The sequence below is a fragment of the Bradyrhizobium sp. IC4059 genome (assembly GCF_020193615.1).
Taxonomy (GTDB): domain Bacteria; phylum Pseudomonadota; class Alphaproteobacteria; order Rhizobiales; family Xanthobacteraceae; genus Bradyrhizobium; species Bradyrhizobium yuanmingense.
This window is the reverse complement of record NZ_JADYVH010000004.1, coordinates 495,631-521,984: the sequence shown is the minus strand read 5'-3', so window position 1 is coordinate 521,984 and position 26,354 is coordinate 495,631. Positions and strand designations below refer to the sequence as shown.

At 65.0% G+C, this 26,354-nt stretch carries 26 protein-coding genes and 1 pseudogene; 6 read left to right on the top strand and 21 right to left on the bottom strand.

Going from position 1 to position 26,354, the window contains the following annotated elements; translation table 11 throughout:
• Positions 1–48: 48 nt before the first annotated feature.
• From I6F12_RS15990 to I6F12_RS15975, 4 genes are all read right to left on the bottom strand, one after another.
• Positions 49–540, bottom strand: a complete 492-nt coding sequence (locus I6F12_RS15990) for a DUF2852 domain-containing protein (RefSeq protein WP_035998538.1) — start codon at positions 538–540, stop codon at positions 49–51.
• A gap of 121 nt (positions 541–661) precedes the next feature.
• Positions 662–1,402, bottom strand: coding sequence for a TetR/AcrR family transcriptional regulator (locus I6F12_RS15985; protein WP_057028075.1), 741 nt, complete (start codon positions 1,400–1,402; stop codon positions 662–664).
• Between the two features lie 211 nt (positions 1,403–1,613).
• Positions 1,614–1,979, bottom strand: coding sequence for a YciI family protein (locus tag I6F12_RS15980; RefSeq protein ID WP_035998517.1), 366 nt, complete (start codon positions 1,977–1,979; stop codon positions 1,614–1,616).
• A 48-nt stretch (positions 1,980–2,027) separates the two neighbouring features.
• Positions 2,028–2,432: a YciI family protein gene (locus I6F12_RS15975; protein ID WP_035998515.1), complete on the bottom strand. Its 405-nt coding sequence runs from the start codon at positions 2,430–2,432 to the stop codon at positions 2,028–2,030.
• Positions 2,433–2,696: 264 nt separating this feature from the next.
• Here I6F12_RS15975 and I6F12_RS15970 point away from each other — a divergent pair, with 264 nt between their 5' ends.
• The 3 genes from I6F12_RS15970 to I6F12_RS15960 all read left to right on the top strand — a co-directional run bounded on the left by I6F12_RS15970 (position 2,697) and on the right by I6F12_RS15960 (position 4,783).
• Complete coding sequence (locus tag I6F12_RS15970; protein WP_036021843.1) at positions 2,697–3,485, top strand: SDR family oxidoreductase; 789 nt, start codon at positions 2,697–2,699, stop codon at positions 3,483–3,485.
• 114 nt (positions 3,486–3,599) lie between these two features.
• Positions 3,600–4,037 (top strand): hypothetical protein, encoded by a 438-nt coding sequence (locus I6F12_RS15965; protein WP_035998510.1) that lies wholly within the window; start codon positions 3,600–3,602, stop codon positions 4,035–4,037.
• 395 nt (positions 4,038–4,432) lie between these two features.
• Positions 4,433–4,783 (top strand): hypothetical protein, encoded by a 351-nt coding sequence (locus I6F12_RS15960; protein WP_036041329.1) that lies wholly within the window; start codon positions 4,433–4,435, stop codon positions 4,781–4,783.
• 196 nt (positions 4,784–4,979) lie between these two features.
• Here the strand turns inward: I6F12_RS15960 and I6F12_RS15955 are convergent, their stop codons facing one another.
• From I6F12_RS15955 to I6F12_RS15940, 4 genes are all read right to left on the bottom strand, one after another.
• Positions 4,980–5,393: a VOC family protein gene (locus I6F12_RS15955; protein ID WP_035998505.1), complete on the bottom strand. Its 414-nt coding sequence runs from the start codon at positions 5,391–5,393 to the stop codon at positions 4,980–4,982.
• A 30-nt stretch (positions 5,394–5,423) separates the two neighbouring features.
• The gene (gene kdpF / locus I6F12_RS15950; protein WP_035998503.1) at positions 5,424–5,963 is read right to left on the bottom strand and encodes a K(+)-transporting ATPase subunit F; all 540 of its coding nucleotides are present in this window, start codon (positions 5,961–5,963) and stop codon (positions 5,424–5,426) included.
• 118 nt (positions 5,964–6,081) lie between these two features.
• Positions 6,082–7,368 (bottom strand): RNA polymerase sigma factor, encoded by a 1,287-nt coding sequence (locus I6F12_RS15945; RefSeq protein ID WP_035998501.1) that lies wholly within the window; start codon positions 7,366–7,368, stop codon positions 6,082–6,084.
• Positions 7,365–7,733: a YciI family protein gene (locus I6F12_RS15940; protein ID WP_035998498.1), complete on the bottom strand. Its 369-nt coding sequence runs from the start codon at positions 7,731–7,733 to the stop codon at positions 7,365–7,367. The genes I6F12_RS15945 and I6F12_RS15940 overlap by 4 nt, the downstream gene beginning before the upstream one ends.
• Positions 7,734–7,873: 140 nt before the next feature.
• Here I6F12_RS15940 and I6F12_RS15935 point away from each other — a divergent pair, with 140 nt between their 5' ends.
• Positions 7,874–8,839 carry a glyoxylate/hydroxypyruvate reductase A gene (locus I6F12_RS15935; RefSeq protein ID WP_109142496.1) on the top strand — a complete coding sequence of 322 codons (966 nt, stop codon included), beginning with the start codon at positions 7,874–7,876 and terminating at the stop codon, positions 8,837–8,839.
• Between the two features lie 15 nt (positions 8,840–8,854).
• Here the strand turns inward: I6F12_RS15935 and I6F12_RS15930 are convergent, their stop codons facing one another.
• A complete protein-coding gene (locus I6F12_RS15930) occupies positions 8,855–9,535 on the bottom strand; it encodes a TetR/AcrR family transcriptional regulator (RefSeq protein WP_225156802.1) in 681 nt (226 codons plus the stop codon).
• Between the two features lie 106 nt (positions 9,536–9,641).
• On the opposite strand from I6F12_RS15930, the gene I6F12_RS15925 reads away from it, so the two are divergent.
• Positions 9,642–10,286: a glutathione binding-like protein gene (locus I6F12_RS15925; RefSeq protein ID WP_225156801.1), complete on the top strand. Its 645-nt coding sequence runs from the start codon at positions 9,642–9,644 to the stop codon at positions 10,284–10,286.
• Positions 10,287–10,322: 36 nt separating this feature from the next.
• Here I6F12_RS15925 and I6F12_RS15920 read toward each other — a convergent pair whose 3' ends face one another.
• From I6F12_RS15920 to I6F12_RS15865, 12 genes and pseudogenes are all read right to left on the bottom strand, one after another.
• Complete coding sequence (locus I6F12_RS15920) at positions 10,323–11,090, bottom strand: transporter substrate-binding domain-containing protein (RefSeq protein ID WP_035998489.1); 768 nt, start codon at positions 11,088–11,090, stop codon at positions 10,323–10,325.
• Between the two features lie 17 nt (positions 11,091–11,107).
• Positions 11,108–11,422: a cytochrome c gene (locus I6F12_RS15915; protein ID WP_225126332.1), complete on the bottom strand. Its 315-nt coding sequence runs from the start codon at positions 11,420–11,422 to the stop codon at positions 11,108–11,110.
• A gap of 114 nt (positions 11,423–11,536) precedes the next feature.
• Positions 11,537–13,255 carry a PQQ-binding-like beta-propeller repeat protein gene (locus I6F12_RS15910; RefSeq protein ID WP_035998486.1) on the bottom strand — a complete coding sequence of 573 codons (1,719 nt, stop codon included), beginning with the start codon at positions 13,253–13,255 and terminating at the stop codon, positions 11,537–11,539.
• Positions 13,256–13,579: 324 nt separating this feature from the next.
• A complete protein-coding gene (locus I6F12_RS15905; protein WP_225156800.1) occupies positions 13,580–14,884 on the bottom strand; it encodes a TRAP transporter large permease subunit in 1,305 nt (434 codons plus the stop codon).
• Positions 14,885–14,915: 31 nt separating this feature from the next.
• Positions 14,916–15,509 carry a TRAP transporter small permease gene (locus I6F12_RS15900; RefSeq protein ID WP_225156799.1) on the bottom strand — a complete coding sequence of 198 codons (594 nt, stop codon included), beginning with the start codon at positions 15,507–15,509 and terminating at the stop codon, positions 14,916–14,918.
• A gap of 9 nt (positions 15,510–15,518) precedes the next feature.
• Complete coding sequence (locus I6F12_RS15895; protein WP_225156798.1) at positions 15,519–16,517, bottom strand: TRAP transporter substrate-binding protein; 999 nt, start codon at positions 16,515–16,517, stop codon at positions 15,519–15,521.
• Positions 16,518–16,550: 33 nt separating this feature from the next.
• Complete coding sequence (locus I6F12_RS15890; protein ID WP_225126338.1) at positions 16,551–18,209, bottom strand: hydantoinase B/oxoprolinase family protein; 1,659 nt, start codon at positions 18,207–18,209, stop codon at positions 16,551–16,553.
• Between the two features lie 2 nt (positions 18,210–18,211).
• Complete coding sequence (locus I6F12_RS15885; RefSeq protein ID WP_225141135.1) at positions 18,212–20,296, bottom strand: hydantoinase/oxoprolinase family protein; 2,085 nt, start codon at positions 20,294–20,296, stop codon at positions 18,212–18,214.
• A gap of 140 nt (positions 20,297–20,436) precedes the next feature.
• Positions 20,437–21,258, bottom strand: a complete 822-nt coding sequence (locus tag I6F12_RS15880) for an NAD-dependent protein deacetylase (RefSeq protein ID WP_225156797.1) — start codon at positions 21,256–21,258, stop codon at positions 20,437–20,439.
• A gap of 74 nt (positions 21,259–21,332) precedes the next feature.
• Positions 21,333–23,132, bottom strand: a complete 1,800-nt coding sequence (locus I6F12_RS15875; protein WP_225139275.1) for a cation:proton antiporter — start codon at positions 23,130–23,132, stop codon at positions 21,333–21,335.
• A 131-nt stretch (positions 23,133–23,263) separates the two neighbouring features.
• Positions 23,264–24,100, bottom strand: coding sequence for a glucose 1-dehydrogenase (locus I6F12_RS15870; RefSeq protein ID WP_225156796.1), 837 nt, complete (start codon positions 24,098–24,100; stop codon positions 23,264–23,266).
• A 70-nt stretch (positions 24,101–24,170) separates the two neighbouring features.
• Positions 24,171–24,889: pseudogene (locus I6F12_RS15865) on the bottom strand (solute carrier family 23 protein).
• Positions 24,890–25,015: 126 nt separating this feature from the next.
• Here I6F12_RS15865 and I6F12_RS15860 point away from each other — a divergent pair.
• Positions 25,016–26,350, top strand: coding sequence for a dicarboxylate/amino acid:cation symporter (locus tag I6F12_RS15860; protein WP_225126345.1), 1,335 nt, complete (start codon positions 25,016–25,018; stop codon positions 26,348–26,350).
• The last annotated feature ends 4 nt before the right edge of the window (positions 26,351–26,354 follow it).

Below are 26,354 nucleotides of genomic sequence, written 5' to 3'. Positions count from 1 at the left end.
ACTTTGGGGGCATGCGCCTGAAGCCTTTGAGAGGTGTAATTCTTCGGATCAGCCCTGCTGCTGGTCGGTCGGCGGCGGGGTCGGACGCGTCTTGTGCTGCGCCATGAACTGATCGAACTCTTCCTTGTCCTTGGCGTGACGCAGGCGGTCGAGGAAGTTCTTGAACTCGACCTGCTCTTCCTCGAGCCGGCGCAGTGTCTCACTGCGATACTCGTCGAAGGCGCGGTTGCCGGAGGACGGCGGGCCGAAGCCAAAGCCGAAGCCGCGGCGCTCCATGCGGTCGCGCATGCGATCCATCTTGTACTGCATCTTTTCCATCTTGTTCTGCCAGCGATCCTGATTGCTCCAGCACGACATTCTTCTGCTCCCGAGTGTGAAAAAGAGGAGGGCAAGTCCGATCGGCCACCAGATGATGAAGCCGAGAATGGTCACGGCGATCCAGCCGGGATGCCAGGGCGTGTCCAGCATGCGGGGGCGCTCGTAATATTGCTGTTGGTCCGACGGGCCGCGCCAGCGATTGACATCAGCGGTGTAGGCCATTTCCCTTCTCCATCACGGCACCAGCGCCGTTGTGAATGTAAATAACATTTACATAGCTAGACCATCCCGCGATTTTGTCAAGCTGGCAGCAAGACACGCCCGCGTGATTACTTGCGCAATCTTATTTCGGCTTGCCCCAGGGGCTGCCGGGCGGCAGGCCCGAACCGGAGGGAGCCTCCGGCGGCACCGGCGGCGGCTCGGCGCCCCTGGCCGGAGGACGGCGGTCGATCGGGAAGCCGAGGCCGCGCAGATAGATCAGCACCTCGGCCTCCAGCAGCTCGTCCGGCGACATCGGCAGCTTGCGTCGCGCAGCATCGCCGCGGGAAAACAGCGAGGCCACGCCATGCGACATCGACCAGATGTGCAGCGCCATCATCATCGCCGGCGGGCGGGGTGTGCCGGGCGGCGTCAGTGCGGCGAGCCGCTCGGCTGCGGCTCGAATGATGTTGAAGGCGCGTTCGCTGGCCGCCTGAAGTGCGGGATTGGCATCGACCGGCACGCCCGATTCGAACATCGCGTTGTAGAAGGCCGGCTCCGCGCGGGCAAAGGCGAGATAGGCCTTGCCGACGCGCTCGAAGGCGGTGACGGTGTCGGGCCGCCCGTCGTCCCAGGCCGCCGACAGGCGCGCCTCGAACTGCTCGAAACCGCGCTGGGCGATAGAGGACAGCAGCTCGTCACGGTCGCGGAAATGCCGGTAGGGCGCCGCCGCACTGACTCCGGCCATGCGCGCGGCGTCGGCGAAGGTGAAGCCGGCCGCCCCCTTCTCGGCGATCAGCCCGAGGGCCGCCTGCAACAGGGCTTCCTTCAGATTGCCGTGGTGATAGCCGCGCTCGGCGCGGCGCTGCTCCTTGCGCCAGCTCATGTGAACGAGCTTTACATGAGCCGGGCGTGAAGGTCACTAGCGGGAATCGCTCGTGATTAACCCGTATTCTCCGCAGTCGTTCCGGGCGGCTCATAGAGCCGAACTATGGTGCGCGCTTGCGCACCTGAGAATGTCGAGATTCCGGGTTCGGTCCTGCGGACCGCCCCGGAATGACGCCCACTTGGCCGCCCGGATACCTATTCGCTCAGGGCTACATCTCCGGAATCGGCAGCACGGGCATGACTTCGATCGCCTCGCCCGGGAAGACCGCAAAATGCGGATGGTTCTCGAACAGCTTTGCAGCGTCCTCCTGCGAGGCGGCACGCACCACCGTGAAACCGGTCAGCGCGTTGCTGACCTCGGTGATTCCGCTCCCGTCGATCCTGCGGGTCTTGCCGAGCGGGCCGCCCATCTCGACGATCACGGACTTGTGCTTCTCGACCCAGCCGTGCCAGGCGGCCATGCCCTCCTGCTCCTTCGCCTTCCGCTCGGCCTCGGGCATCGCGCGCCACGCCGCCATTTTCGATCCGCTCGTGCTGCCGAGATAGACGGCGAGAAATTTGTGTTCGGTGCTCATGGGTTTTCTCCTCAGGGTTGATTGGGAATCGCGCAGCCGCCGTCTCGTCTACGTCTTCAGGTCGCCAAACCCGGCGACGATCTCCTGCACTTCGGGCGAGTAGTCGGCCATCTCCTGCACCTGGCGGACCTCGATGATCTCGTTGGCTGAAGCGGGACATTTCTTGGCCCAGGCGATCGCCTCGGCGCGCGAGGCGACCTCGATCATCCAATAGCCGCCCAGGACTTCCTTGGCTTCCGCGAAGGGCCCGTCGGTGACGATGGGCTGGCCGGTCGCAAACGAGACGCGTGCCCCGGTCGACGGCGGGTGCAGCCCATCGAGCGTGATCAGCACGCCTGCGTCCTTCAGCGCCTCGTTGTAGCGCATCATCGCGGCGACGCGCTCGGGATCGAGCTGCAGCTCCGGCGGCGCGTTCTCGTAGCCGAGCGGGATCATCAGCATCATGAATCGCATGGGAGTTCCTTGCTGCTCTCAGTCATTCCGATATGTCCTGCGGGCGGAAACGGCCGGGCCCGCGTCCCCTCCAAGACGAACGGCCTTCTGCCGGGCCGACAGCGGGACAGAAATTATTTCGAGGCCGCAGCGCAGCCGCGGCTGGCGCATTCTGGGCCGCATCGGGCTCGATCGGCTCGGCGAGGCCTTTCATGCCGGAACGAAAGCGCAGTAAAAGGAACCGGCGCTTCGCGCGCTGCTCCCGGACACAGGACAGATCAGGCAATGCCGCAAGCCCCGCAAAAAGTCGCCCTCGTCACCGGTGCCGCCCGCGGCATCGGGCTTGCGACCGCGAAGAAATTCCTGGCCGAGGGCTGGCGCGTGGCCCTGCTCGACATCGAGCACGAACTGCTCGGCCGCGCGGTCGCGGACATCGGCCAGAGCGAGGCGACGCTGGCGCTGACCTGCGATGTCGCCGACGCGGCCGCAGTCAGCACCGCAATGACGACGATCGAGCGGCGGTTCGGCCGGCTGGACGCGCTGGTCAACAATGCCGGCATCGCGGTGTTCGCGCCGCTGATGGAGACGTCGGATGCCGACTGGCGCCGCGTGCTCGAGGTCAACCTCACCGGACCGTTCCTCTGCACTAAGGCCGCGGTGCCCCTGATGCGCGACGGTGGTGGCGGCGCCATCGTCAACATCACCTCGATCTCAGCCGTGCGCGCTTCGACACTGCGCTCGGCCTACGGCACCAGCAAAGCAGGCCTTGCACACCTTACCAAGCAGCTCGCGGTCGAGCTCGCCTCCCTCAACATCCGCGTCAACGCGGTCGCACCGGGGCCGGTCGACACCGCGATGGCGAAGCAGGTGCACACCAAGGAGATCCGCGCCGACTATCACGACGCCATTCCGCTCAACCGCTACGGCCTGGAAGAGGAACTCGCGGAAGCGATCTATTTCCTGTGCTCGGGCCGCGCGAGCTACATCACCGGCCAAATTTTGGCCGTGGACGGCGGCTTCGATGCGGCGGGCATCGGCCTGCCGACGCTGCGCGGGCAAAGGCGCAACGGGTAGGCGCAGGATTTGTAGGGTGGGCAAAGGCGCAACGCGCCGATCCCAAATTTGCGGTGCGGATGGTGGGCACGCTACGCTTTGCCCACCCTACGAAAGCGAGTTGGTGGAGAGTTCATGCAACGCATCACCTTCCTCAAAGCTCTGATGCTTGCATCCGCGCTGCTCGCCGCCGCGCCTGCGGCGGCCGAGATCCGCATCATCCAGTCCCCGGGCGGACAGGTCGGGCCGTTCCTCGATCTGTTCGAAAAGGTCCGCGACAGTGGCGAGCGCGTGGTGATCGACGGCCCCTGCCTGTCCGCCTGCACGCTGGTGCTGAGCATCGTGCCGGGCGAGCGCATCTGCGTCACCAAGCGCGCCGTGCTCGGCTTCCATGCCGCACGCTCGGTTGACCGGCGCGGCCGCTTCTATGCCGAGCCGGAAGCATCGGTCGCGGTGCTTGCCGCCTATCCCGGTCCGGTGCGCGACTGGATCAGCCGACGTGGCGGTCTGACCTCGCGGTTGCTGCTGTTGAAGGGGCGCGATCTCGCCGCGATCTATCCGCGTTGCCGCTGATACAGCCGGCAGCCGCCACCGCTTTCAAAACAGCGTCTGGATCACTGGCGCCAGCTTCGCGCTGGCGCAAATGAGCATTCCCCAAAGAGCAAAGTTGATCTGTAGCGCCGCCGCCATCGGTCGCTCCCCTTGCAAGTGACGTCCATCCCAGTTTGTAGCTTTTATGACTCACCAATAACGATTCTGACGTGCAGAGCACAGCCCAATCTTGCGCCAATTGTTGTGCGATGCAGCTCGCTTCACGAAGCGGCCTCACTGCGTCCGCAAAGTGATGCGAAAGCACGACTCATATTCGGCCATGCCGGCAAGTTTGTTTTGCCTTGAGTTCCATTGAACCGACGATGCGCGTGTCTCACGCAGATTCTGCGCGCCGATTGTGGAGGCAAAAGCCCGGCATGATTCGACACGGCTTGATCGTGCTCACTTTTTGCACAGCGCTGATCGGATGCGCAGAGGCGCCAGCGCAGGAACGCCGCGCCATTGCATGGGATGGCCTCGGCAAGGATCCGAACCGTCCGCATGTGGCCAAGCGGCGCGTCACGACCGGCGCGCCGGCTGCAAGTGATCCCAATCAGGAGCGCGAAAAAGTGCTCGGCACATTGCGCCCCTATTCCGAGGCGTGGTGGGCGGTCCAGGACGAGATACAGGCGGAGAACGACAGGAAGCTGGGCGCCAAGCTCGTGATCTGTCCTCGCTGCGTGGAATCGTCGCCGCCGCCCGAGGACGTCACCGGATCAATCCGGTGAAAGGACAACGGCTGATCGGCGCCTAACGTAACGAAACGTACGTCCCCTCTCCCGCAGCATTGGAGAGAGGCATCGCAACGCGACGGTCGCGCCCAAAGCGCGATGCGATAGGATAAATCGTCATCGCGCTTTAGGTTGTTGTTTGAGCATGATCTTTTCGGAAAACCGCTTCACACTTTTCCGGATCATGCTCCTATCACATGCCCTCGGCCGGGCAATTCACCATCCAGGGAATGCCGAACTTGTCGACACACATGCCGAAGCCCTTGGCCCAGAACGTCTTGCTGAAGGGCATGGTGACGCTGCCGCCGTCGGCAAGCGCGTTGAACTTGCGCTCACCATCCGCGGGGTCCTTGACCGTAAGCGAGATTGCAAAGCCCTGCGGCTTCTGGAAATGCTCGGCCGGCGAGTCGGAGGCCATCAATACCGTGCCGTCCGGCAGTGACATCCGCGCATGCATGATCATCTTCTCGCGCCCGGGCGTAGCCGGCACCTCCGGCGGCGCATCCGATGCGCGCATCATCGCGTCGATCTTGCCGCCGAGAACCTTGGCGTAATAGTTGAACGCTGCTTCGCAATTGTCCTGGTAGAACAGATAGGGATTGAGCATCGTTTCTCTCCTCTTCGTTTGCAGTGAGGCTTATTGCTTCTCGGTGAGCTTCTTCAGGCCGGCGAGGCCGGTCTCGAAATCCTTGCCGATCATGCTGTCCATGTTGAAGAACACCTGCATCAGCTTGGACAGGAACGGGGCCGGACCGTACATTACCCATGTGACGAGTGTGGCATCGCCTTGCGGCACAAAGGTGAACTCGGCGGTGTTGTGGCCTTCGAACGGCCGCTCGAAATCAAGCTTGATGCGGAGCTTGGAGGGCCCGTTCGCCTCCAGGATCTCCATATGGCCGGCGCCGACCTTGTTGTTGCCCTCCCAGGCATAGGTCGCACCCTTCCCTGCCGCGGTTCCGCCGAACGTCCGCTTCATGGCGGGATCGCGGGTCTCATACGGCGACCAGGCGGTCCAGCGATGGAAATCGGCAACCAGCGGATAGATCGCAGCGGCCGGTGCCTTGACGGCGAGCGAGCGTTCCACACGGAACGTGTCGGGTTTCGTCAGGGCGAAGACGAGGACCGCGGCAAGGCCGGCGGCGAGAACGATGGCGATGACGGCAATGGCTTTCAGCATGGATAGCTCTCCGTGGATACGGAGCCTAGGACGAACGGGGGAGGCCCCGGCCCGACAATGGGACAGAAATTCTTTGGCGCACTGCGCACCCCACGTCATGGCGTGGAAACAGACGGGCCTACTTCGCCTTGGCGCTTTCCTTTGCCTTCGGCTGGCTGTCCCGGATCAGGCGATCGAGATGCATGCGGATGTGGGCGGCTTCGGCCGAGGTGTTGGCGAGCGCGATGGCGCGATCGAAGGCGATTCGGGCTTCGTCGTTGCGGCCGAGCTGCATCAGGAAGGCGCCGCGCACGCCGTAGAAATGGAAATAATTGGCGAGCTTCGGCGCCAGCGGCTCGATCAGCTCGAGCGCGGCCTGCGGCCCGCGCACCTTGGAGACCGCGACCGCCCGGTTGAGCGTCACCACCGGCGAGGGCTGCACCACTTCGAGCGCGCCGTAGAGCAGGTCGATCTCCGTCCAGTCGGTCTCCTCCGGCGTCGCCGCGCGCGCATGCAGGGCGGCGATCGCGGCCTGGATCTGGTAGGGCCCGCTGCGGCGGTGGCGCATCGCCTTGTCGATCAGCGCGAGGCCCTCCGCGATCATGGTGCCGTTCCACAAGGAACGATCCTGATCATCCAGCAGGATCAGTGACCCGTCCGCGGCAAAGCGCGCCGCGCTGCGCGCGTGCTGCAACAGGATCAGCGCCGTCAGGCCCATGATCTCCGGCTCGCTCGGAAACAGCCGCAGCAGCAGCCGCGCCAGCCGGATCGCCTCCTCGCACAGCGGCTTCCTGATCTCCGCGGTGTCACCGCTCGCCGAATAGCCTTCATTGAAGATCAGGTAGATCATCGCCGCGACGCCGGCGAGCCGCTCAGAGCGCTCGACCGCGCCCGGCGCCTCGAACGGCGTCCCGGCCTCGGCCACCTTTGCCTTGGCGCGCGTGATGCGCTGCTCCATCGCCGCTTCCGAAACCAGGAACGCGCGGGCGATCTGCTTCACCGTGAGGCCCGAGACGATGCGCAGCGCCAGCGCGATCTGCTGCGTCGCCGGCAGTCCTGGATGGCAGCAGATGAACATCAGCCGCAAGATGTCGTCGCGATAGTGCGAGCCGTCGAGCCGCTCGGCCAGTTCGCCTTCGGCGTCGTCGAGATCGGAGATCGCCTGGTCGTCCTCAGGCAGCGGCTGCTGCCTGCGCGCGCGTCGCACTTCGTCGATCGCGACGTTGCGGCCGACCATGATCAGCCAGGCCGCGGGATCGCGCGGCGGCCCATTCTGCGGCCAGGTCTTGAGCGCGCGCAGGCAGGCGTTCTGAAACGCCTCCTCGGCGGTGTCGAGATCGCGGAAATAGCGCAGCAGCGCGCCGACCGCCTGGGGTCGCGCCGAAGTCAGCGCAGTCTCGATCCAGGCGGTATCGGCCTCGCTCACGTCAGGTTTCCTCCGGGCCGGAATACGCCGACGGGACGCACCTCATAGGCGCCGCCGGGATTGGCGGCACCCAGCTCGCGTGCGACGTCGAGCGCGTCGTCGAGATTCTTGCAGTCGACGATGTAGAAGCCGAGGAGCTGCTCCTTGGTCTCGGCATAGGGACCGTCGAGCACCAGCGGCGGATCCTCCTTGCGCAGCGTCGCCGCCGCGGTCGTCGGCAACAGCCGCGCCACCGGCCCGAGTCGACCCTGCCTGGTGAGCTTCTCCTGCACCACGGTGAGCTTCTTCATCACGGCCTCGTCCTGTTCCTTGCTCCAGGAGCCGACGAAATCCTCATCGTGATAGCAAAGAATGGCGTAAAGCATGGGCAGCACTTCCCTCGTCTGTTCTGAAGACGCGCCAATATGCCCCGCCCCGACAGCGCTGCGGAAAAAATTTGCAAGAAAAATCCGGCAGATCGTGCCAAGGAGGGCCTTCTTGCGCGGAACCTGAAGAGGCACTTCGAATGACCATGGGCACACTGGCCGTCCTGATCAACAGCACGCAGCAGAACTGGCTGCCGGAGCGCTGGAAGGCCCGCTTCGACGCGGTCTGCGGGGGACGCCGCGTGGTGCTGCTGCCGGACGCCGGGCTCGATCCGGCGGAGGTGCATTATGCGGCGGTGTGGAAGCCGGTGCCCGGCGATCTCGGTGCGTTCCCCAATCTGCGGGCGATCTTCAACCTTGGCGCCGGCGTTGACGCGCTAATGGCGGACAAGAGCCTGCCCGAGGTGCCGCTGGTGCGCGTCGCCGTGCCCGATCTCACCAATCGCATGACCGAATATGTCGTGCTGCACGTTCTGATGCATCACCGCCAGGAGCTTTACCTGCGGCAATCGCAGCGCGAGAAGCGCTGGGAGCCCAGATATCAGTGGCCGGCGAGCGCGATCACGGTCGGCGTCATGGGGCTGGGCACGCTCGGCGCCGATGCGGCCGACGTGCTGCGGCGGCTCGGCTTCCGCGTCGCCGGCTGGAGCCGCAGCCCGCGCACGATCGAGGGCGTCGAATGCTTCCATGGCGCCGCCGGAATGGACGCGTTCCTGCGCAAGACCGATATCCTGGTCTGCCTGCTGCCGCTGACATCAGACACGCACGGCATCCTCAACCGCGAGGTCTTCGCCAAGCTCAATCGCACCAGCCCGCTCGGCGCGCCGGTGCTGATCAACGCCGGCCGCGGCGGCCTGCAGAACGAGGCCGATATTCTCGCCTGCCTCGACGACGGCACGCTCGGCGCCGCCTCGCTCGACGTCTTCGTGCAGGAGCCGCAGCCGAAGGACAGCCGGTTCTGGACCCACCCCAAGGTGGTGTTGACGCCGCACAATGCCGCCGACACCGACGCGGATGCGATCTCGGCCTATGTCGCCGAGCAGATCGCCCGGTTTGAGGCGGGCGGCGCGCTGGAGAACGTGGTGGACCGAACGCGGGGATATTGAAGCTTCGCTTCCAGCTTATCCTTTGGCGCCGATCATCACGTCGATCGCGCACTTGACGATCGCCTCCAGCTCCTTGCGCGGCACGCGGGCGCGGGAGCGGATGGCGATGGTGTGGATGGTGGCCGATGCGATCTGTGCCAGCGCGAACGGATCGGCGCTCTCCGGCAGCTCGCCTTTCTCCTTGGCGCGGCGGAAGCAACTGGCAAAGGCCTTGTCGAGCCCGGTGAGGCCGTCCAGCACCATGGCGCGGATCTCGGGATCGCCGACCGCCTCGGAGGCCGCGGTCACGACCGTGAAGCAACCGCGCGGTCCGGTGTCGCCGGACAGATAGATGTCCAGCGCGGCTGCGTAGATGCGCTCCAGCCGCTGGCGCAGCGGCATCTCCTCGCGGAAGATCGCGACCATCGCCGCGCCCGCCTCGTCGCGGTAGCGCTGATAGCTCTTGATGTAGAGCTCGCGCTTGTCGCCGAAGGCGCCGTAGAGGCTCGGCCGGTTCATGCCGGTGGCTGCGCTGAGATCGTCGAGCGAGGTGGCCGCGAAACCCTGCTTGCGGAACAGGTCGAGCGCCTTGCCGAGCGCGATATCGGGCTCGTAGGCGCGCGGACGGCCGCGGCGCTTAGGCCCACCGCGACGCTCGGACTCGCCGCGACGCTCGGGCTGATTGGCAGCAGCTGGCGGCTTCGATTTTTGTACCATTCCGCAAGTTATTCCTTGACCTCACCCATATTATGCAAGATGGTACAAAAATCAATCTGGCCAGGTTGAGCGACACCCAAAGAGGAATTGCCCAAGGAGGCTACAGATGGATCTCTATTTCTCGCCGCTTGCCTGCTCGATGGCGACACGCGTCGCGCTGTATGAAGCCGGCGCCGAGGCGAACTACCTCGAAGTCGATCCGCCGACCAAGAAGGTCTTGAGCGACGGCTCCGACTTCCGCACCGTGAATCCGATCGGCCTCGTGCCGACGCTGCGCACCGATGAAGGCATGGTGCTGACCGAGAACGCTGCGATCCTGCAATATGTCGCGGACCGTTTCCCGCAAGCCGGCCTCGGCGCGAGCGCCGGCATCGAGCGCACCCGGCTGCATCAATGGCTCTGCTTCATCGGCACCGAGCTGCACAAGGGCCTCTTCATCCCCATGCTCGACCGCAAGGCGCCGCAGGAAGCCAAGGCCTATGCCCTGGAAAAGAACCTGTCGCGGCTCGACTATCTCGAAAATTACCTGAAAGGACGCGAGTTCCTGCTCGACCATTTCAGCGTGGCCGATGCCTATCTCGTCACGGTCATCAACTGGACCATGGCGACGCCGCCGATCGAGCTTGCGAAATGGCCGAACCTGAAGGCGTATCACGAACGGCTGCGTCAGCGACCTTCGATTGCCAAGGCGATCGCGGAGGAGTTCGAGCTGTACAAGGCCGAGCTCGCGCGGAAGAAGGCGGCGGCCTGAGGCCGCACGCGAGCTCCGTATTCGCGCGGCAGCGCGCTATCTCGGCGCCTGCAGCGCGATGCCGTAGCGGCGGTAGATCCGGTCGATCGTGCCGTCGCTGCGCAGCCGCTCCACGGCTGCGTCGATGGCTTCGCGCAACGCATCGTCCGGGCGGACCATGCCGACGCCGACATTCCAGTTCAGATCGGCCGTGCTCTCGTCGCGATCGAGGATCCGGAGCGGTTTGTCCGGATGGGTCAGATTGAAATAGCTGGCGGCGGTGGGCGTGACCGCGGCGGCGTCGATCTCGCGGTTCGACACGGCCTCCAGGCTGTCGCTCTCGAAGCCGAAGGTCGATATCGGCACGCGCCGCTGACCGATGATCATGGCTGCGATCGATCCAACCTGCACGCCCACCTTGGTCGATTCGTTGAGGCTGGCGAAGGACGTGAGCGTGCTGGATGACGGCACGGCGAGCGCGACGCCTGTGCGATAATACGGTTTGGAGATTCTCAGACGGGTTTCGCCTTGCGCTTCGCGATCGGCGATGACGTCCAGGAGAATGTCGCAGCCGGCGCTGCGCATCTGGTACTGCGTGATGATCCAGTCGAGCCGCAGCGAGACACCGAGCTCGCGTGCCAGCACCCGACCGAGTTCGACCTGGAAGCCGGGCGGATCGCCGGTCTTGTGCGCGAAGGGAAGCGAATTGGGATGTGCGCAGAGCCCGATCACGCCGCTGGAGCGGATCGCCTCCAGGGGGCGCGCCGCCGCCTGCCCCGACAGGACGATGGCGGCAGCGACGATGACCGGGGCAAATGTCTTCATTCCACACTCTATGCTAGTCAGCCGTCGCGCGGTTTCAGGGCGCGGATGTACTTGACCATCTGGTCGATCTGGGCGTCGGTGAAGGCGCCGTCAAAGGCCGGCATCGCTCCTTGCTTGCCGAGCTTGATGCGACTGCGGATATAGTCGTCGTCGCGCGGCGAATTCATCAGTTGCGGCCCCTTCCCAGCGGCCCGGCCACCGTCGGAGTGACAGAAGCCGCAAGTCCCCGCAAACACCTGCTCGACCTCGAACGCCGTGTTCTCCGGCGCGGGTGTGGCGGATTGGGCCTGGGCCATCGCAGCCCACAGCAACGAGGCGCCCAGCCCCGCCAAAATCGTCTTGCAAGACAGTCTCAACAGCTACGCTCCATTCCTGAGCCACGCGGCCGCGACATCGATCGAGGAGCGGGCTTGCGCCCGCTCCAGGATCGGAACATCTGCGGCAGACTATTTCAGGCTGAAGACGACCAGGGCGCCGTCGTCACGCGGCATGCTCTTGTAGACGCCGCCGAAGTTCGGCGCATATTCGTCCGCCAGCATCCCGCCGAAGCCCGCCGTCACCGCGATATATTGCTTGCCGCCGACGGAGTAGCTGACGATCCCGCCCTGATGGCCGGTGCCGTTGTTGTGCCTCCATAGCTCGGCGCCAGTTTCGGCATCATAGGCGTGCAGCACGCCACGCGAATCAGGCACGAAGACGAGGTTGCCTGCGGTCGACAGCACGCTTCCGAGCGGAGGCTCGGGATAGCGAACCTCCCATTTCTTCGCGCCCGTGATGGGATCGCGCGCGTCGAGATGTCCGTAGATCTCGCCACCCGGAGGAGGCACCATCTTGAAATCGGCACCGATGTTGAGCTGGACCTGCGGCGTGGTGACCGGCGTCGTCTTCTGGATATCCAGCGTCATGCACCATTCCTGTCCGATCTTGTAATAGAGACCGGTCTTGGGGCTGTAGGAGCCGGCGTTCCAGCTGATGCCGCCGCCGATGAACGGACACAGCGGCGGTTCGGTGACCTTGCCGACCGGGAAATCGCGACGGCCGATCAGGGCGCCGGTCTTGGGATCGATGTCCTTGACGAAGTTGATGTTCTCGACCAGCCGCCAGACGTTCTTCACTTTGAGATTGCGGTCGTAGACGAAGACAAAGCCGCCCTTGTTCGGATGGACGACGTATTTCTGGCCGTCACGCTCGAGCATCACGAATTCGCCGACCGAGCTGTCGAAGTCCCAGGCATCGTGCGGCAGTTCCTGATGGTAGAATTTCAGCTTGCCGGTATCGATGTCGAGCCCGATCACCGAGCTCGTATAGAGGTTATCGCCGGGACGCGCCCCCTGGGTCTTGTAGTCCGGACCCGACCAATCGTAGAGCGGCGCCGGATTCGCAGTGCCCCACAGGACAGTGTTGGTCTCGGAATCGTAGGTGCCCGGCATCCAGCCGCCACCACCGCCGGTGCGCCAGGACTCGTTGCCCCAGGTCTTCATCGCCTCTTCGGTGCCTGCGACCGTGAGGAACTCCCACTTCTTCTTTCCGGTTGCGGCATCGAGCGCGAAGATCGGGCCGCGGCCCGGCCATTCGCCGCCTTGCGCGCCGATGATCACGCTGCCCTTGGCGTAGAGCGGCGCGCCGGTGAAGCCGACCGTCAGCTTCTGCGAGTCGATCAGCCTGGTCTCCCAGAGAACCTTTCCGGTCTTGGCGTCCAGCCCGAAGACACGACCGTCCATGGTGCCGACGAAGACCTTGCCTTCGCCGAGAGCGACGCCGCGGTTATAGGGCGAGTGGGTCTGGCGGCTGATCAGCGCTTCATCCAGCTCCGGAAAGAACGACCAGATCACCTCGCCGCTGGCGCCGTTCAGCGCGAAGACCCGGCTGTAAGAGCCCGAATAGTACAGCACGCCGTCGGCGACGAGCGGCATCGACTGCAGGCCGCGCGTCGATCGCCCGGGAATGTGCATCCATGCCACGCCCAGATTGCCGACATTGCTCGTATTGATCTGTGTAAGCGGGCTGTAGTGATGGGATTTGTACGAACCGTGATAGGTGAGCCAATCGTTCTGGCCGGCGGCCTCGATCCGGGCCGTATCCACGGACTGAGCCAATGCCGCCGTCGCTGCAAGTGTCGCAACGACAACGACAGCCAAGGCCGAGCTGAGCCACTGTTTCCTCATTTGCACTTCCTCCCGCTCTTGTGTTTGTTGATTGCGTCTCGTGAATGCGGCTTGCGAGGGGTATTTGCAGTTCAGTGTGCGTCGATCGTCCTCCATCGGACCGAATCGTCAACAGACGTCCCCTCTCTCGGCGCATCGCGCCGAGGAGCCACGTTCACCGGAGTGGTTGCTGTTGTACTTCTGCTTGCCGTTACACTGTACGACGGATCACAGGGCGTGCAAATATGGAATGCGCGCCGAAGTCAATTCGATGCAGCGCGACTTGAAACGGCAGCGACGCTGACCGTTTTTGCTTTCGATCCGCCGATCCCGGAACAAGTCGTCTTATCCGTAAAGCACCTTCGGCAGAATCGTGACGATGCCCGGCCACAGCGTCAGCAGCAGCACGAATCCGATCATGATCATGAGGTACGGCATCGTGACGCGGGCGATATAGCCGAGACCGTCGTCGGTCAGCCCCTGGATCACGAACAGGTTGAAGCCGACGGGCGGCGTGATCTGCGCCATCTCCACGGCGAGCACAAGGAAGACGCCGAACCAGACCTCGTCGAAGCCGGCACCCTTCACGATCGGCAGCACGATCGGCAGCGTCATCACGATCATCGAGAAGCCGTCGAGGAAACAGCCGAGCACGAGATAGAAGACGATCAGCGCCACGATCAGCATGAAGGGCGACAGGCCGAGGCTCTTGACGAACGCGGCCACCGCCTGCGGGATGCCGAGGAAGGCCGCGGCATTGCCGAGGATCGAGGCTCCCAGCACGATCAGCGCGATCATCGAACAGGTGACGACCGAGCCGATCAAGACGTCGCGGATCACCTGCTGCGACATTGCGCCTTGCACCCAGGCAACCAGGGCCGCGCCGAGCACGCCGACCGCGGCAGCTTCCGAGGGCGTTGCGAGCCCGCCATACATCGAGCCGAGCACGCATGCGATCAGGAACAGCGCCGGCGCGAGATCCTTCAGTGCTGCAAAGCGCTCGCTCCACGGCACCTGCGAGAGCTTGGCTTCGGTCTCGGGCACCATCGCGGGTTTGAGGGTGGTGTGCAGCATCACCCAGGCCATGAACGTCGCGGCCAGCAGGAAGCCCGGCAGCACGCCGGCGGTGAACAGCTTCAGGATCGAGACGTCGCCGAGCACGCCGTAGATGATCATGATGTTGGAGGGCGGGATCAGGAAGCCCAGCGTGCCGGCGCCGGCGAGCGAGCCGATCGCGATGTCACGGGAATAACCTCGGCGCGTGAGCTCGCTGAGCGACATGCGGCCGATCACCTGCGTCGTCGCGGCCGACGAGCCCGAGATCGCCGCGAAGATGGTGCAGCCGATCACGTTCACATGCAGCAGGCGCCCGGGCAGCAGCCCGGCCCAGGGCGCCAATCCCTGAAACAGGGAGCGTGACAGACGGGTGCGGAATAGCAACTCACCCATCAGGATGAACAGCGGCAGCGCCAGCAGCTCCTGCGTGGTCAGGATGTTCCAGGCGTATTGCGGCAGCAGCTTGTCGAGCGGGACCGAACGGAACATCGCGAGTAGCATCGTCGCGGTCAGCGCAAGCGTGAGGCCGATCCAGACGCCGCAAGCCAGCAGCACAAACAGGATCGCGAAAAGGGCGACGACTTCGATGGTCATGCGATCTTGGATCCGGATGCGGGCAAGGCGATCATTCGACGGGCGAGGCCTTCATGCGATGATCCTCCATCGGCAGGCCGAGCGCGGCCTGGATCGCACGCGCCAGGAACTGCAGCGTCAGCAGCAACATGCCGAAGGTGACGATCGCTTGCGGAAACCACAGCGGCGTGTCGCTCGAGGTCGAGACCTGGCCGCGCACGAAGGCGCTCCAGGCGAATTTCGCCATGGCCATGGTCAGGAACGCCATGAAGGCGAAGCCGGCCGCCGCCGAGAGGATCTCGAGCGCGCGCTGCACCGGCACGGGTGCGTTCTTCAGGAGCAGCACGACGCGGATGTGGCCGCCGACGCGCAGCGTCATGGCGGCACCGAAAGTGAAGGCCGCCGCCATCAGATAGGAGGAATATTCCCACGCGATCGAGATGGTCGGCGGGAAGAACGGTAGGAAGTTCGAGAGGAAGCGGGTTGCGACCTCGCACAGCATCAACAGCGTCAGCATCAGGAGACAGAAGCCGCCGATCCAGCCATCGAGCCGGCCGAGGCGATCGATGCCGTCGAGGACGATGCGCAGCGGCGCAGGCGCCGCCGCGTTGAGGCTTTGCGATGCTTCAGGCGAAAGGCTCACCACGCCTCGCCCTCAGCCGCGCTTAATTTCGGCGAGATAGGCCCGCACCGGCTTGTCGGCCGCCGGCACGCGCTTGAGGAAGGCATCCAACTGCGGCGCGGTCTTGGCCCGGATGTCCTTCATCATGGCGTCCGAGACCGGCACCACCTCCATGCCGCCCTCCTTGAGGCGGTTGAGGCTGTCGACATCGGCCCTGAGCGAATTGGCCCAGAAGCCGGGCTCCATCTTCGCCGCGATGTCAGCGACCAGCTTCTGTTGATCGGCGCCGAGCGCCTTCCAGGCATCGAGATTGACGGTGAGCATCTGCGACGACCAGACATGGTTGGTCGGGTAGACGTATTTCAGGAACTCCCAGAACTTGCCGTCGACGCCGGACACCGACGAGGTGGAGACCCCGGCCACCGCGCCGGAGGCGAGTGCGGGGATCGTTTCGCCCCAAGGGATCATCACCGCCGCCATACCGATGGCATTGAGCATCTCGACCGCATTCTTGTCGGGCACGCGGATCTTGATGTTCTTGAGGCCCTCGACGTCGGCGACCTTCGCCTTCAGATGCAGATATTGCGTCGGCCACGGCACGATGTAGAGTATCTTCTGGTTGTTGCGCGCAGCGATCTTCTCGTATTCAGGCCGCACATATTTGTGCAGCACCTTGAGCTCCTCCACGGAGCCGCAGAGGAAGGGGATGCTCTCGACGCCCATGAAGGGCTCGTCGCCGACCTGCTGGATGTTGAGGACGTCGGCGAGCGGCACCAGGCCGTCGCGCACGGCCCGCAAGTGCTCGGGCCCCTTGAAGCCGAGCTGGCCGCCGGCCTTCACGGTGATGGCGACCGCACCATTGCTCTGCTTCTTCACCTCCTCCGCAAACGCCATCGCGTTCTGGGTGTGGAAATTGCCGTCGGGCCAGACCGTCGACATATCCCAGCTCGTTGCCGCCCGTGCGCGAGTCGAGATGTGGCCGGCGGCGAGCAGCGTCGCTGCGCCCACAGTGAAGTTCCGTCGCGTAATCATTGCTCCCCTCCGTTTACCGAGCGCGTTGATGCATCAACGCGCGTACCCATAGACCTTGACTGCGTTCTCCGAAGACACGAGACCGCTTGCGACGTCGTCGTTGACGGCCGCGCGATCGCGCTCCCTGGGATCGCCGATGCCGGCACCGCCGGGCGTCAGCACCACCAGCCGGTCGTCCGGCGGCACCTGCTGAAAGCCCTTGCCGCGCAGCTTCTTGCCGGACTTGAGACCGACATAGCCGGCCTCGCCGTTCTGGCCGCCGTCCCGCCCGCGCGGCGGGTGGTCGATGCGGTCGAACGCGGCGAGGATGTCGAACGGCGCATCGACCCCGCTGCCGACTTCGATGATCTGGCCGAGGCCGCCGCGGGTGCGCCCTGCCCCGCCGGAATCCGGGCGCAGCTCCTTGCGCCAGAAGATCAGCGGCGTCTGCGTCTCCGCGATCTCGACCGGCGTGCCGCGCACGCCGCTTGGGTAGGCGGTCGCCGACAGCCCGTCCTTGCCGAAGCGCGCACCGGTGCCGCCGTTGGAGGTGACTGCCATCGAGAAACCGTAATTGCCGCCGGCGCCGGAGCGGGTCTGGCCGCGCACGTTGAGATTCCACAGGCAGGAGGTGCCTTCCGCAGGCACGCGCTCGGGAATGATCTGGCGCAGGCAGCCGAACACGACGTCCGGCAGCATCTGGCCGATGACGTGGCGCGACGCCACGGGCGCCGGCTTCGGCGCATTGAGGATGGCACCGGCCGGCGCAGACACCGTCAGCGGCGAGAGCGAGCCGGCATTGTTGGGGATCTGCGAGGCGACGACGCAGCCGAGGCCGAACACGGTATAGGCGGTGGTGTAGGACAGCGGCACGTTGATGCCGAATTTTGACGCGGCGGACGTGCCGTCGAAATCGACGTGGATGCCGGTATCCGAGATGGTCAGCGTCGCCGCCAGCGTCACCGGGGCATCATATCCGTCGACCACCATGGTGTTGCGCCAGCTGCCCTTCGGCAGCTTTGCAATCTCGGCCAGCACGGCCTCGCGCGAGCGGTCGCAGATGTAGTCGCCGAGCTCGTCGAGCGTCTCGATGCCGAACTCGCTCATCATCTCGACCAGGCGCTCGCAGCCAACGTCGTTGCAGCCGGCGAGCGAATAGGTGTCGCCCTCGGTGTCGATCGGAAGCCGCGTGTTGGTGCGGATCATCGCCATCAGCGTCTCGTTGACGACGCCCTGGTCGATCAGCTTCAGCATGGGGATGTAGAGCCCCTCCATGAACACGTCGGTGGCATCGGGCCCGAAGCCGATACCGCCGATGTCCATGAGATGGCTGGTGCAGGAGAACAGTGCGACGACCTTGCCGTCCTTGAAGCAGGGCGTGGTGACGACGAAATCGTTGAGATGACCGGTCCCCATCCAGGGATCGTTGGTGATGTAGGCATCGCCCTGCTTCATCGTCTCGATCGGGAAGTGAGCGATGAAGTGCTTGACCGATTCCGCCATCGAATTGACGTGGCCGGGCGTGCCGGTCACCGCCTGCGCCAGCATCCGGCCCCTGAGGTCGAACACGCCGGCCGAGAGGTCGCCGCATTCGCGCACGATCGGGCTGAAGGCGGTGCGCAAGAGCACCTGCGCCTGCTCCTCGACCACGGCGATCAGCCGGTGCCACATGATCTGAAGGTCGATCAGGCTCGCGCCATTTGCCTTGCTCATGATCAGGCCGCCTTTCGTTCCATGACGATGCTGCCGGCACCGTCGATATGGGCGTCGAAACTGGTGGAGACGAAGGTCGAGGTTTCGTCTTCCGCGATCACGGCGGGGCCTGCGATGGTCGCCCCTGGCGCCATGTCCTCGCGCCGATAGAGCGGGATCTCGATCACTTCGCCGGCCCGGCCGTCGAAGAATTTTCGGCTGCCGGACGCCTTGGCCGCGGGCTGGCGCGCCACGGAAGCGACGGCGGGCGGATTGCGCGCCTCGGTGGTCGCGAGCACCGACCAGCTCAACACCTCGATCGCCGCGCCCGGGATCGGTCGCTCGAACATCGCCGAATAGTCGGCCTCGAACTTTTGCCGCAGACCGGCGAGATCGGCCGTCGTCAGCGGACGGTTCGGCAGCTCGACGGTGATCTCGTGGCCCTGGCCGACATAGCGCATGAAAGCCGCGCGGCGCTCGCGCACCGGCGCGCCGGCCGCGCCCGGCTCGACCAGCGCGCGCGCTTCGGTCACCATGTCCTGAAGCAAGTCAGAGACCGCCTCGGTATCGAAATCATCGAGCCGGACGTGACGGCTGCGCACCAATTCATACGCGATGGGAGCCGCCAGAAATCCGACCGCCGAGCCGACGCCGGCGTTCGAGGGCACGATCACGCGGGAGACGCCGATCTTCTCGGCAACGCGCGCCGCATGCAGCGGCGCGGCGCCGCCGAAGGCGATCAGCGTGTGCTGGCCGACCACCGCGCCGCGCTCGACAGCGTGCACGCGCGCGGCGCTCGCCATGTTCTCGCAGACCACCTCGTGCACGGCATAAGCCGCTGTTTCCGCCGACAGGCCGAGCGGCGCACCGACATCGCGCAGCAGCGCCTGTTTCGACAGCTCCGGATCGAGCTTGATCGTGCCGGCCGCAAAGGCGTCAGGATCGATCATTCCGAGCGCAACGTCGGCATCCGTCACCGCGGGGCGCTGACCGCCGCGGCCATAGCAGGCCGGTCCCGGCTCCGACGAGGCGCTCTCCGGGCCGACGGTGACGCGCTTCATCGCGTCGACATGGGCGATCGAACCGCCGCCGGCGCCGATCTCGACCATCTCGATCACGGGGATGCGCACCGGCAGGCCGGAGCCCTTGAGGAAGCGCGCGGCGCGATCGACCTCGAACACGCGCGAGGTCTCGGGCTGGTATTTCTCGATCAGGCAGATTTTTGCGGTGGTGCCGCCCATGTCGAAGGACAGCACCTTGCTCTCGCCAAGCCTCGCCGCGATCTGCGCCGCGAAGATCGCGCCGCCGGCCGGCCCGGATTCGACGAGACGCACCGGAAAGCGCCGCGCGGTTTCGATCGAGGTGACGCCGCCGCCTGAGGTGACGAGGTAGATCGCGCCGCGGAACTGCTCGACCTGCAGGGCGTCGGCCATGCGGGCGAGATAACCGTCGATCAGGGGTTGCACATAGGCGTTCGCGACCGCAGTCGATGTGCGCTCATACTCGCGAATTTCGGGACAGACGGCGGAAGACAATGTGACGGAGATGCCGGGCATCTCCTCGGCCATGATCGCCGCTGCGCGTCGCTCGTGCTCGGGATTGGCGTAGGAGTGTAGGAAGGCGACCGCGACGCTCTCGACGCCGAGTTCACGCAATTTCGGCGCGAGCGCGCGCACGGCCGTCTCGTCGAGCGGGAGGCGGACGGCGCCGTGGGCGTCGATGCGCTCGGGCACGGTGAAGCGGAGGCCGCGCGGCGCCAGCGGCTTCGGCTTGTCGATGCTGAGATCGTACTGGTCGTAGCGGCTCTCGGTGCCGATATCGAGCACGTCGCGAAAGCCTTCGGTTGCGATCAGCGCCGTCTTGGCGCCGCGCCGCTCGATGATAGCGTTGGTCGCAAGCGTCGTGCCGTGGATGAAGACGTCGATATCGCTGATATGCGCGCGCGCATCGGCAAGAATGAGCCGCATGCCGTCCAGCACCGCCTGCTCGGGCCGCTGCGGCGTCGTCAGCACCTTGCGGGTTTTGCGGTCTTGTCCCACGTCCAGCACGATGTCGGTGAACGTGCCACCGATATCAACGGCAAGCCGCACCTCGGCTCCCTCGAGCATTCCAATTTCTCCGTGCTGATCGTCAAGTTCGGGTCCAAAGGCGCAGCAATTCCCGTGCCATGAGACATGCCTGCAACGCTGTGCCCGGCTATTTTGCGCGGCACCTATGCAATAGGCAAGGCGTGTTCGCGCCTGAGCGATCAGAGCAGGAATGCAAGCGCCGCTTCACAGCGCTCCTCAACCTTCAGCGTCAGGAGATCGTCGGCGCGGGTGCGGCCGAGATTGACCGCGGCGATGGGGATATTGCGCCGCGCGGCGGCTTGGACGAAGCGGAAGCCGGAATAGACCATCAGTGACGAGCCGACGATCAGCATGGCATCGGCTTCTGCCAGATGATCCTGCGCCGTGGCGACCACCTCGCGCGGCACGTTCTCACCGAAGAACACCACGTCGGGCTTGAGGATGCGGCCGCAGGCTTCGCAAGGTGGCACCTCGAAGGAGGAAAAATCCTCGTGCTCCAGATCGGCGTCGCCGTCGGGTGCATCGGCGGCATCGAGCGTCAGCCATGCCGCATTGGCCCGGCCGAGCGCATGCTGAAACTCCTCGCGCGGCGTCTTCGCCCCGCAGCCCATGCAGCGGACCAGATCGAGCCGGCCGTGCAGGTCGATCACCTGGCGGTGGCCGGCCGACTGATGCAGCCGGTCAACGTTCTGGGTCAGCAGCATCCCGCACCGGCCGTTCGCCTCGAGCCGGGCCAGCGCGCGATGCGCATCGTTGGGCCTCGCCCGGCCGAACCGCTGCCAGCCGATCAGGCTGCGCGCCCAATAGCGCCGACGGGTGTGCTCGTCCGACATGAAGGCCTGGAAGTTGACGGGCTGGGTCCGCTTCCAATTGCCCTGGCTGTCGCGATAGTCGGGAATCCCGGAATTGGTGCTGCAGCCGGCGCCCGTCAGCACGAACAGGCGTTCGCGCCGGCCGATGAAATCCTGGAGCGGAGGTTTTGCCGGAGGGGCATTCGTCATGGCGCATGATGTAGTTCGCGCCGGCCCGTTTTGCCAGATGACGACAATCCCGGCGCATGGCGGCCGCATAGCCGCTATCGCGGCGACCGCCGTCCCGTGAGATCGAGCGGACGAGCTTTCTCTTGTCCCGCGATCCGCGCGGCCTGCTGCAGCGTCAGCCTGAACTCGTCCCGCTTCTCGTGCACCGAGGCGATCGCATGCCCGACTGCAACGCCGAGGCCGACCAGTGCGGCTTCGGAGAGCTGCAGGCTCGCCTCGATGGTCTCCGGCACCGCATCGGTTGCGCCGATCGCGTAAAGGTGCCGGGCATGATCGGCGTCCCGCGCACGCGAGACGATCAGCACGTCCGGCCGCACCGCCCGGATCCGCTCGACGACGGCATCGATCGCCGGCCGCGACTGGATGGTGATGATCACGCCGGTCGTCTGCATCAAGCCGCAGGCTTCGAGGAAACCCGGCTCTGTCGCATCGCCAAAATAGACCTTGTGACCGTCGCGGCGGTCGCGCGCCACGTCGACGGCCGCGTGATCGACCGCGATGTAGTTCAGGCCATGGCTGGTCAGCAGGGAGCAGACGACCTTTCCAACACGGCCATAGCCGACCACGATGGCTTGCGCCCGGTCGCCGGGCGGCCGGACCGCGAGCTCGGGATCGGGCGTGCGTTCGCTGCTCAGCTTCGCGGCCAATCGTCGCCCGAGCATGCCCAGAAGCGGCGTCAGGGCCATCGTCACGGCGGTGACGGCGACGGCAAAGCTCGACACGCGGGGCTCGATCATGCCTCCGGCCGCCGCCATTCCGATGCTGACGAAGGCGAATTCGCCGACGGGGCCCAGCAGGAAGCCGATCTCGATCGCCGCGGGCCATGACAGCCTGAAGAGGCGCCCCAGGATGATCAGCACGATCGCCTTGCCGACGAGAATGCCGACGACGGCGGCCAGCAGCCAGCCGGGCTCGCGCAGGAACACACGGACGTCGATCGCCATCCCGACTGTGAAGAAGAAGATGCCCAGCAGCAGGCCCTTGAACGGCTCGACGGTGGCCTCGATGGCCTTGCCATATTCGGTTTCCGCCAGCATCAGTCCTGCAACGAAGGCTCCGAGCGCCATCGACAGGCCAGCCTGGTGGGCGGCAAGGCCTGCGCCGACGATGACGAACAAGGTCGCGGCAACGAACAACTCCGTCGAATGGGTGCCTGCGACCATCTGGAAGAGCGGACGGATCAGCAGCCGTCCGACCAGAGTGAGGAAGGCTACCGCCAGCACAGCCTTCAGGACCGCACTGGAGATGTGCGCCACGACCGAGCCACCGCTTCCCGCGCCGAGCACCGAGACGAAAACCAGAATGGGGACGACTGCGAGGTCTTGAGCCAGCAGCACCGAGAAGCTGGCGCGCCCGGCCGAGGTGGAAAGCCGCCTCTCGGCGGACAGGAGCTCGAGCACGATCGCCGTCGAGGACAGCGCAAGGCTCGCGCCGAGGATCACGGCCGTATCGGAGCTCTGCCCGAAGAGAAGCGCCACGCCGAAAATCATGGCCGACGTCGCGAGGACTTGCAGGCCGCCGAGCCCGAACACCAGACGCCGCATCGTCATGAGCCGTCTGAAAGACAGCTCGAGCCCGATCAGGAATAGCAGGAACACGATGCCGAGATTGGCGATACCCTCGACGTTCTGGGCGTCCGTCACGGTGAACCAGTACAGGACCGGGACGTCCTTGACGAGCGAGCCGAGCCCGAGCGGACCGAGAATGGCGCCGGCCCCGAGATAGCCCAGCACGGGATTGATGCCCCAATGCCGGACCATTGGCACCACCACGCCGGCAGTCCCGAGCACCACCAGCGCGTCACTATAGGCATTGATGTTGATGGTTGTGGTCACGGGCCCTTCACGTGTCGGCGCCCGCCAATAGCGGCAGCGCCATCCACGGTCGATAGCACACGGCGCCGCAGATCCCCAACCGGTCGCGCCCCTCTATCCCACGCGAGGCGCGCGCAACCCCAAGCCGGTTTTCAGCTTGCCCAGTTCTCCCGAAACTCTGGAAACAGCGTCAGGCCCCCGCAGGCATAGATAGTCTGCCCGGTGATGTAGCTGGCGTCGTCCGAGGCGAGGAAGGCGAACACCGCGGCGATCTCTTCCGGCGTGCCGACGCGCCCCATCGGAATGTGGGAGGTGACGACGCCGCGCTTCTCCGGATCGCCGGTCCAGGCCGCATTGATCGGCGTGTCGATCGCGCCGGGACCAACCGCATTGACGCGGATGCGCTGGCCGGCGAATTCCAGCGCCAGCGTGCGCGTCAGATTGGCCATGCCGCCCTTGCTGATCGAGTAAGCGAGATAGCCGGGTTTGGGAATGATCTGGTGCACGCTGGAGCAGTTGATGATGGAGCCGCCTCCTCCGCGCGCGACGAAATGGGCGAGTGCCTTCTGCGAGCAGAGTACCGCGCCGTTGAGATTGACGTCGATGATGCGGCGATAGGTTTCGACGTCGAGCGCCTCGCTCGGCGATTCCCGCTGGAAGCCGGCATTGTTGACGAGACAGTCGAGGCGCTTGAAACGCGCCAGGACCGTCTCGAACATCGCGGCGATGTCCTGCTCATTGCCGATATCGGCCTTGGCGACGATATGGTCGAGCCTGCCGTGGCCGCGATCGCTCGATGCGGTTCGTGCGAGCGCGAGCGTCTCGTCCGCCCCCTCGGGACTGCCGAAATAATTGATGGCGACGGTCGCGCCTTCCTGGGCGAGCCGGATGGCGACGGCACGGCCGATGCCTTGTGAGGCGCCGGTCACCAGCGCGTACTGGCCGACGAGGCGCGAGGGAAACGGGGTCGAGCGTTCGGTTTGCGGCATGTGTTTTCTCCGGGATGCATCATCATGGATGGAACCGGCGTTTTGTTCCATCCCTCGCAGATGCCGGGATCTAGTCAGCTCGCTGCGCGCGCGGCGAGGTCAAGATCTGATAGAGGATGATCGCGCCGAAGGTCGCGGTGCCGATGCCGCCGATCGTGAATGCACCGAATTTGAGCGTGAGATCGCCGGCCCCTGCGATCAGCGCCACCGCGACCGTGATGAGGTTCGCAGGATTAGCGAAGTCGACCTTGTTCTCGACCCAGATTCGTCCGGCCATCGCCGCGATCAGCCCGAACAGCACGATCGAAAGCCCCCCGATGACGGGACCCGGGATGGACAAGATGAGCGCGCCGAATTTCGGCGAGAAGCCGAGCAGGATCGACACCACATCACGACCAGCGAAATCAGGCCATACAGCACTCCGGCGCCGACGATGCCGCCGAGCGCAACCGACAGGTTCGGGTTCGGCCCCTGCCCGGCATAGCCGGTGGCGGCGATGACGACGGCGATGAAGGCGAAGCTCGAGCCGAGATAGCTCGGCACGCGCCCGGCGACGATGACGAAGAAGATCAGCGTGCCGACGCCGGAGAACAGAACTGCAACGTTGGGATCGAACCCCATCAACAGCGGCGCGATGATCGTCGCACCGGACATCGCGACGCAATGTTGAAGACCCGAGACGATGGTCTGGCCCCAGGACAGCCGCTCCTCCGGCATGATCACGCCCGAGGTCTTGAGCTTCCAACGTGGAAAATAACTCTGCTCGTCCGAGCCTGTTGCGATCGTCATGTTCCCACCCAAGTTCGACGCAACGACCGATGGTCGTGCCAACAGACAAAAATGTGATTGTCGCTTCTGCGGCGCCCATCACATGATGCAAATCATGCACGATCAATCCGTTCCCGAGCCTACATTATGACACAGATTGCGATCCCGTCAGCCATCCAGCGCCGGCATCAGCCCTGGTACAAGATCCTCTACGTCCAGGTGCTGATCGCGATCGCACTCGGCGTGCTCATCGGCTATGTCTATCCCGATCTCGGCAAGGCCTTGAAGCCGCTCGGCGACGGCTTCATCGCGCTGATCAAGATGATGATCGCGCCCGTGATCTTCTGCACCGTGGTGCACGGCATCTCCTCGATGGGCGATCTGAAGCGGGTCGGCCGGGTCGGGCTGAAATCGCTGATCTATTTCGAGACGGTCTCGACCGTGGCCCTCGCGGTCGGCCTTCTGGTCGGGGAGATTCTCCAGCCCGGGCACGGCTTCAACATCGATCCAGCCACGATCGACCCGAATTCGGTGGCGACCTACGTCACCAAGGCCCACGAAGAGGGCATCGTCGCCCATCTGATGGCGATCATTCCCGACAGCTATCTCGGGGCGATCGCGCGCGGCGACCTCTTGCAGGTGCTGCTGATCTCGATTCTCTCCGGCTTCGCCATCGCCTTTCTCGGCAAGGCCGGCGAGCCCATTGCGGACGCGATCGACAAGGCGGCGAAGATGTTCTTCGGCATCATCCGCATCATCGTGCGCGTCGCGCCGATCGGCGCCTTCGGCGCCATGGCGTTCACCGTCGGCGCCTACGGCCTCGGCTCGCTGCTCAATCTCGCCGCGCTGATCGGCACGTTCTATCTGACCAGTATCCTGTTCGTGCTGATCGTGCTGGGTTCGATCGCCCGGCTCGCCGGCTTCTCGATCCTGCGCTTCATCGCCTATATCAAGGACGAGCTCTTGATCGTGCTCGGCACCTCGTCCTCCGAGACCGTGCTGCCGCAGATGATCCAGAAGATGGAGCATCTCGGCGCCTCACGCTCCGTGGTCGGCCTCGTCATCCCGACCGGCTACAGCTTCAACCTCGACGGGACCAACATCTACATGACGCTGGCGACGCTGTTCCTGGCGCAGGCGACCAACACCCATCTGACCATCTGGCAGGAGCTCGGCATTTTGGGCATCGCCATGATCACCTCCAAGGGGGCCTCGGGCGTGACCGGCGCCGGCTTCATCACGCTCGCTGCGACGCTGTCGATCGTGCCTGATATCCCGATCCAGTCGATCGCGATCCTGGTCGGCATCGACAAGTTCATGAGTGAATGCCGCGCGCTCACCAACCTGATCGGCAATGGCGTTGCCTGCGTGGTCATCAGCATCTCCGAAGGCGAGCTCGACCGCGACGCGCTGCACGAGACCATGGCGCATCCGCTGGAGATCGGCGAGGCGCTGGAGCCGGGTGGAGGCGCGGCATCCTAGGCCG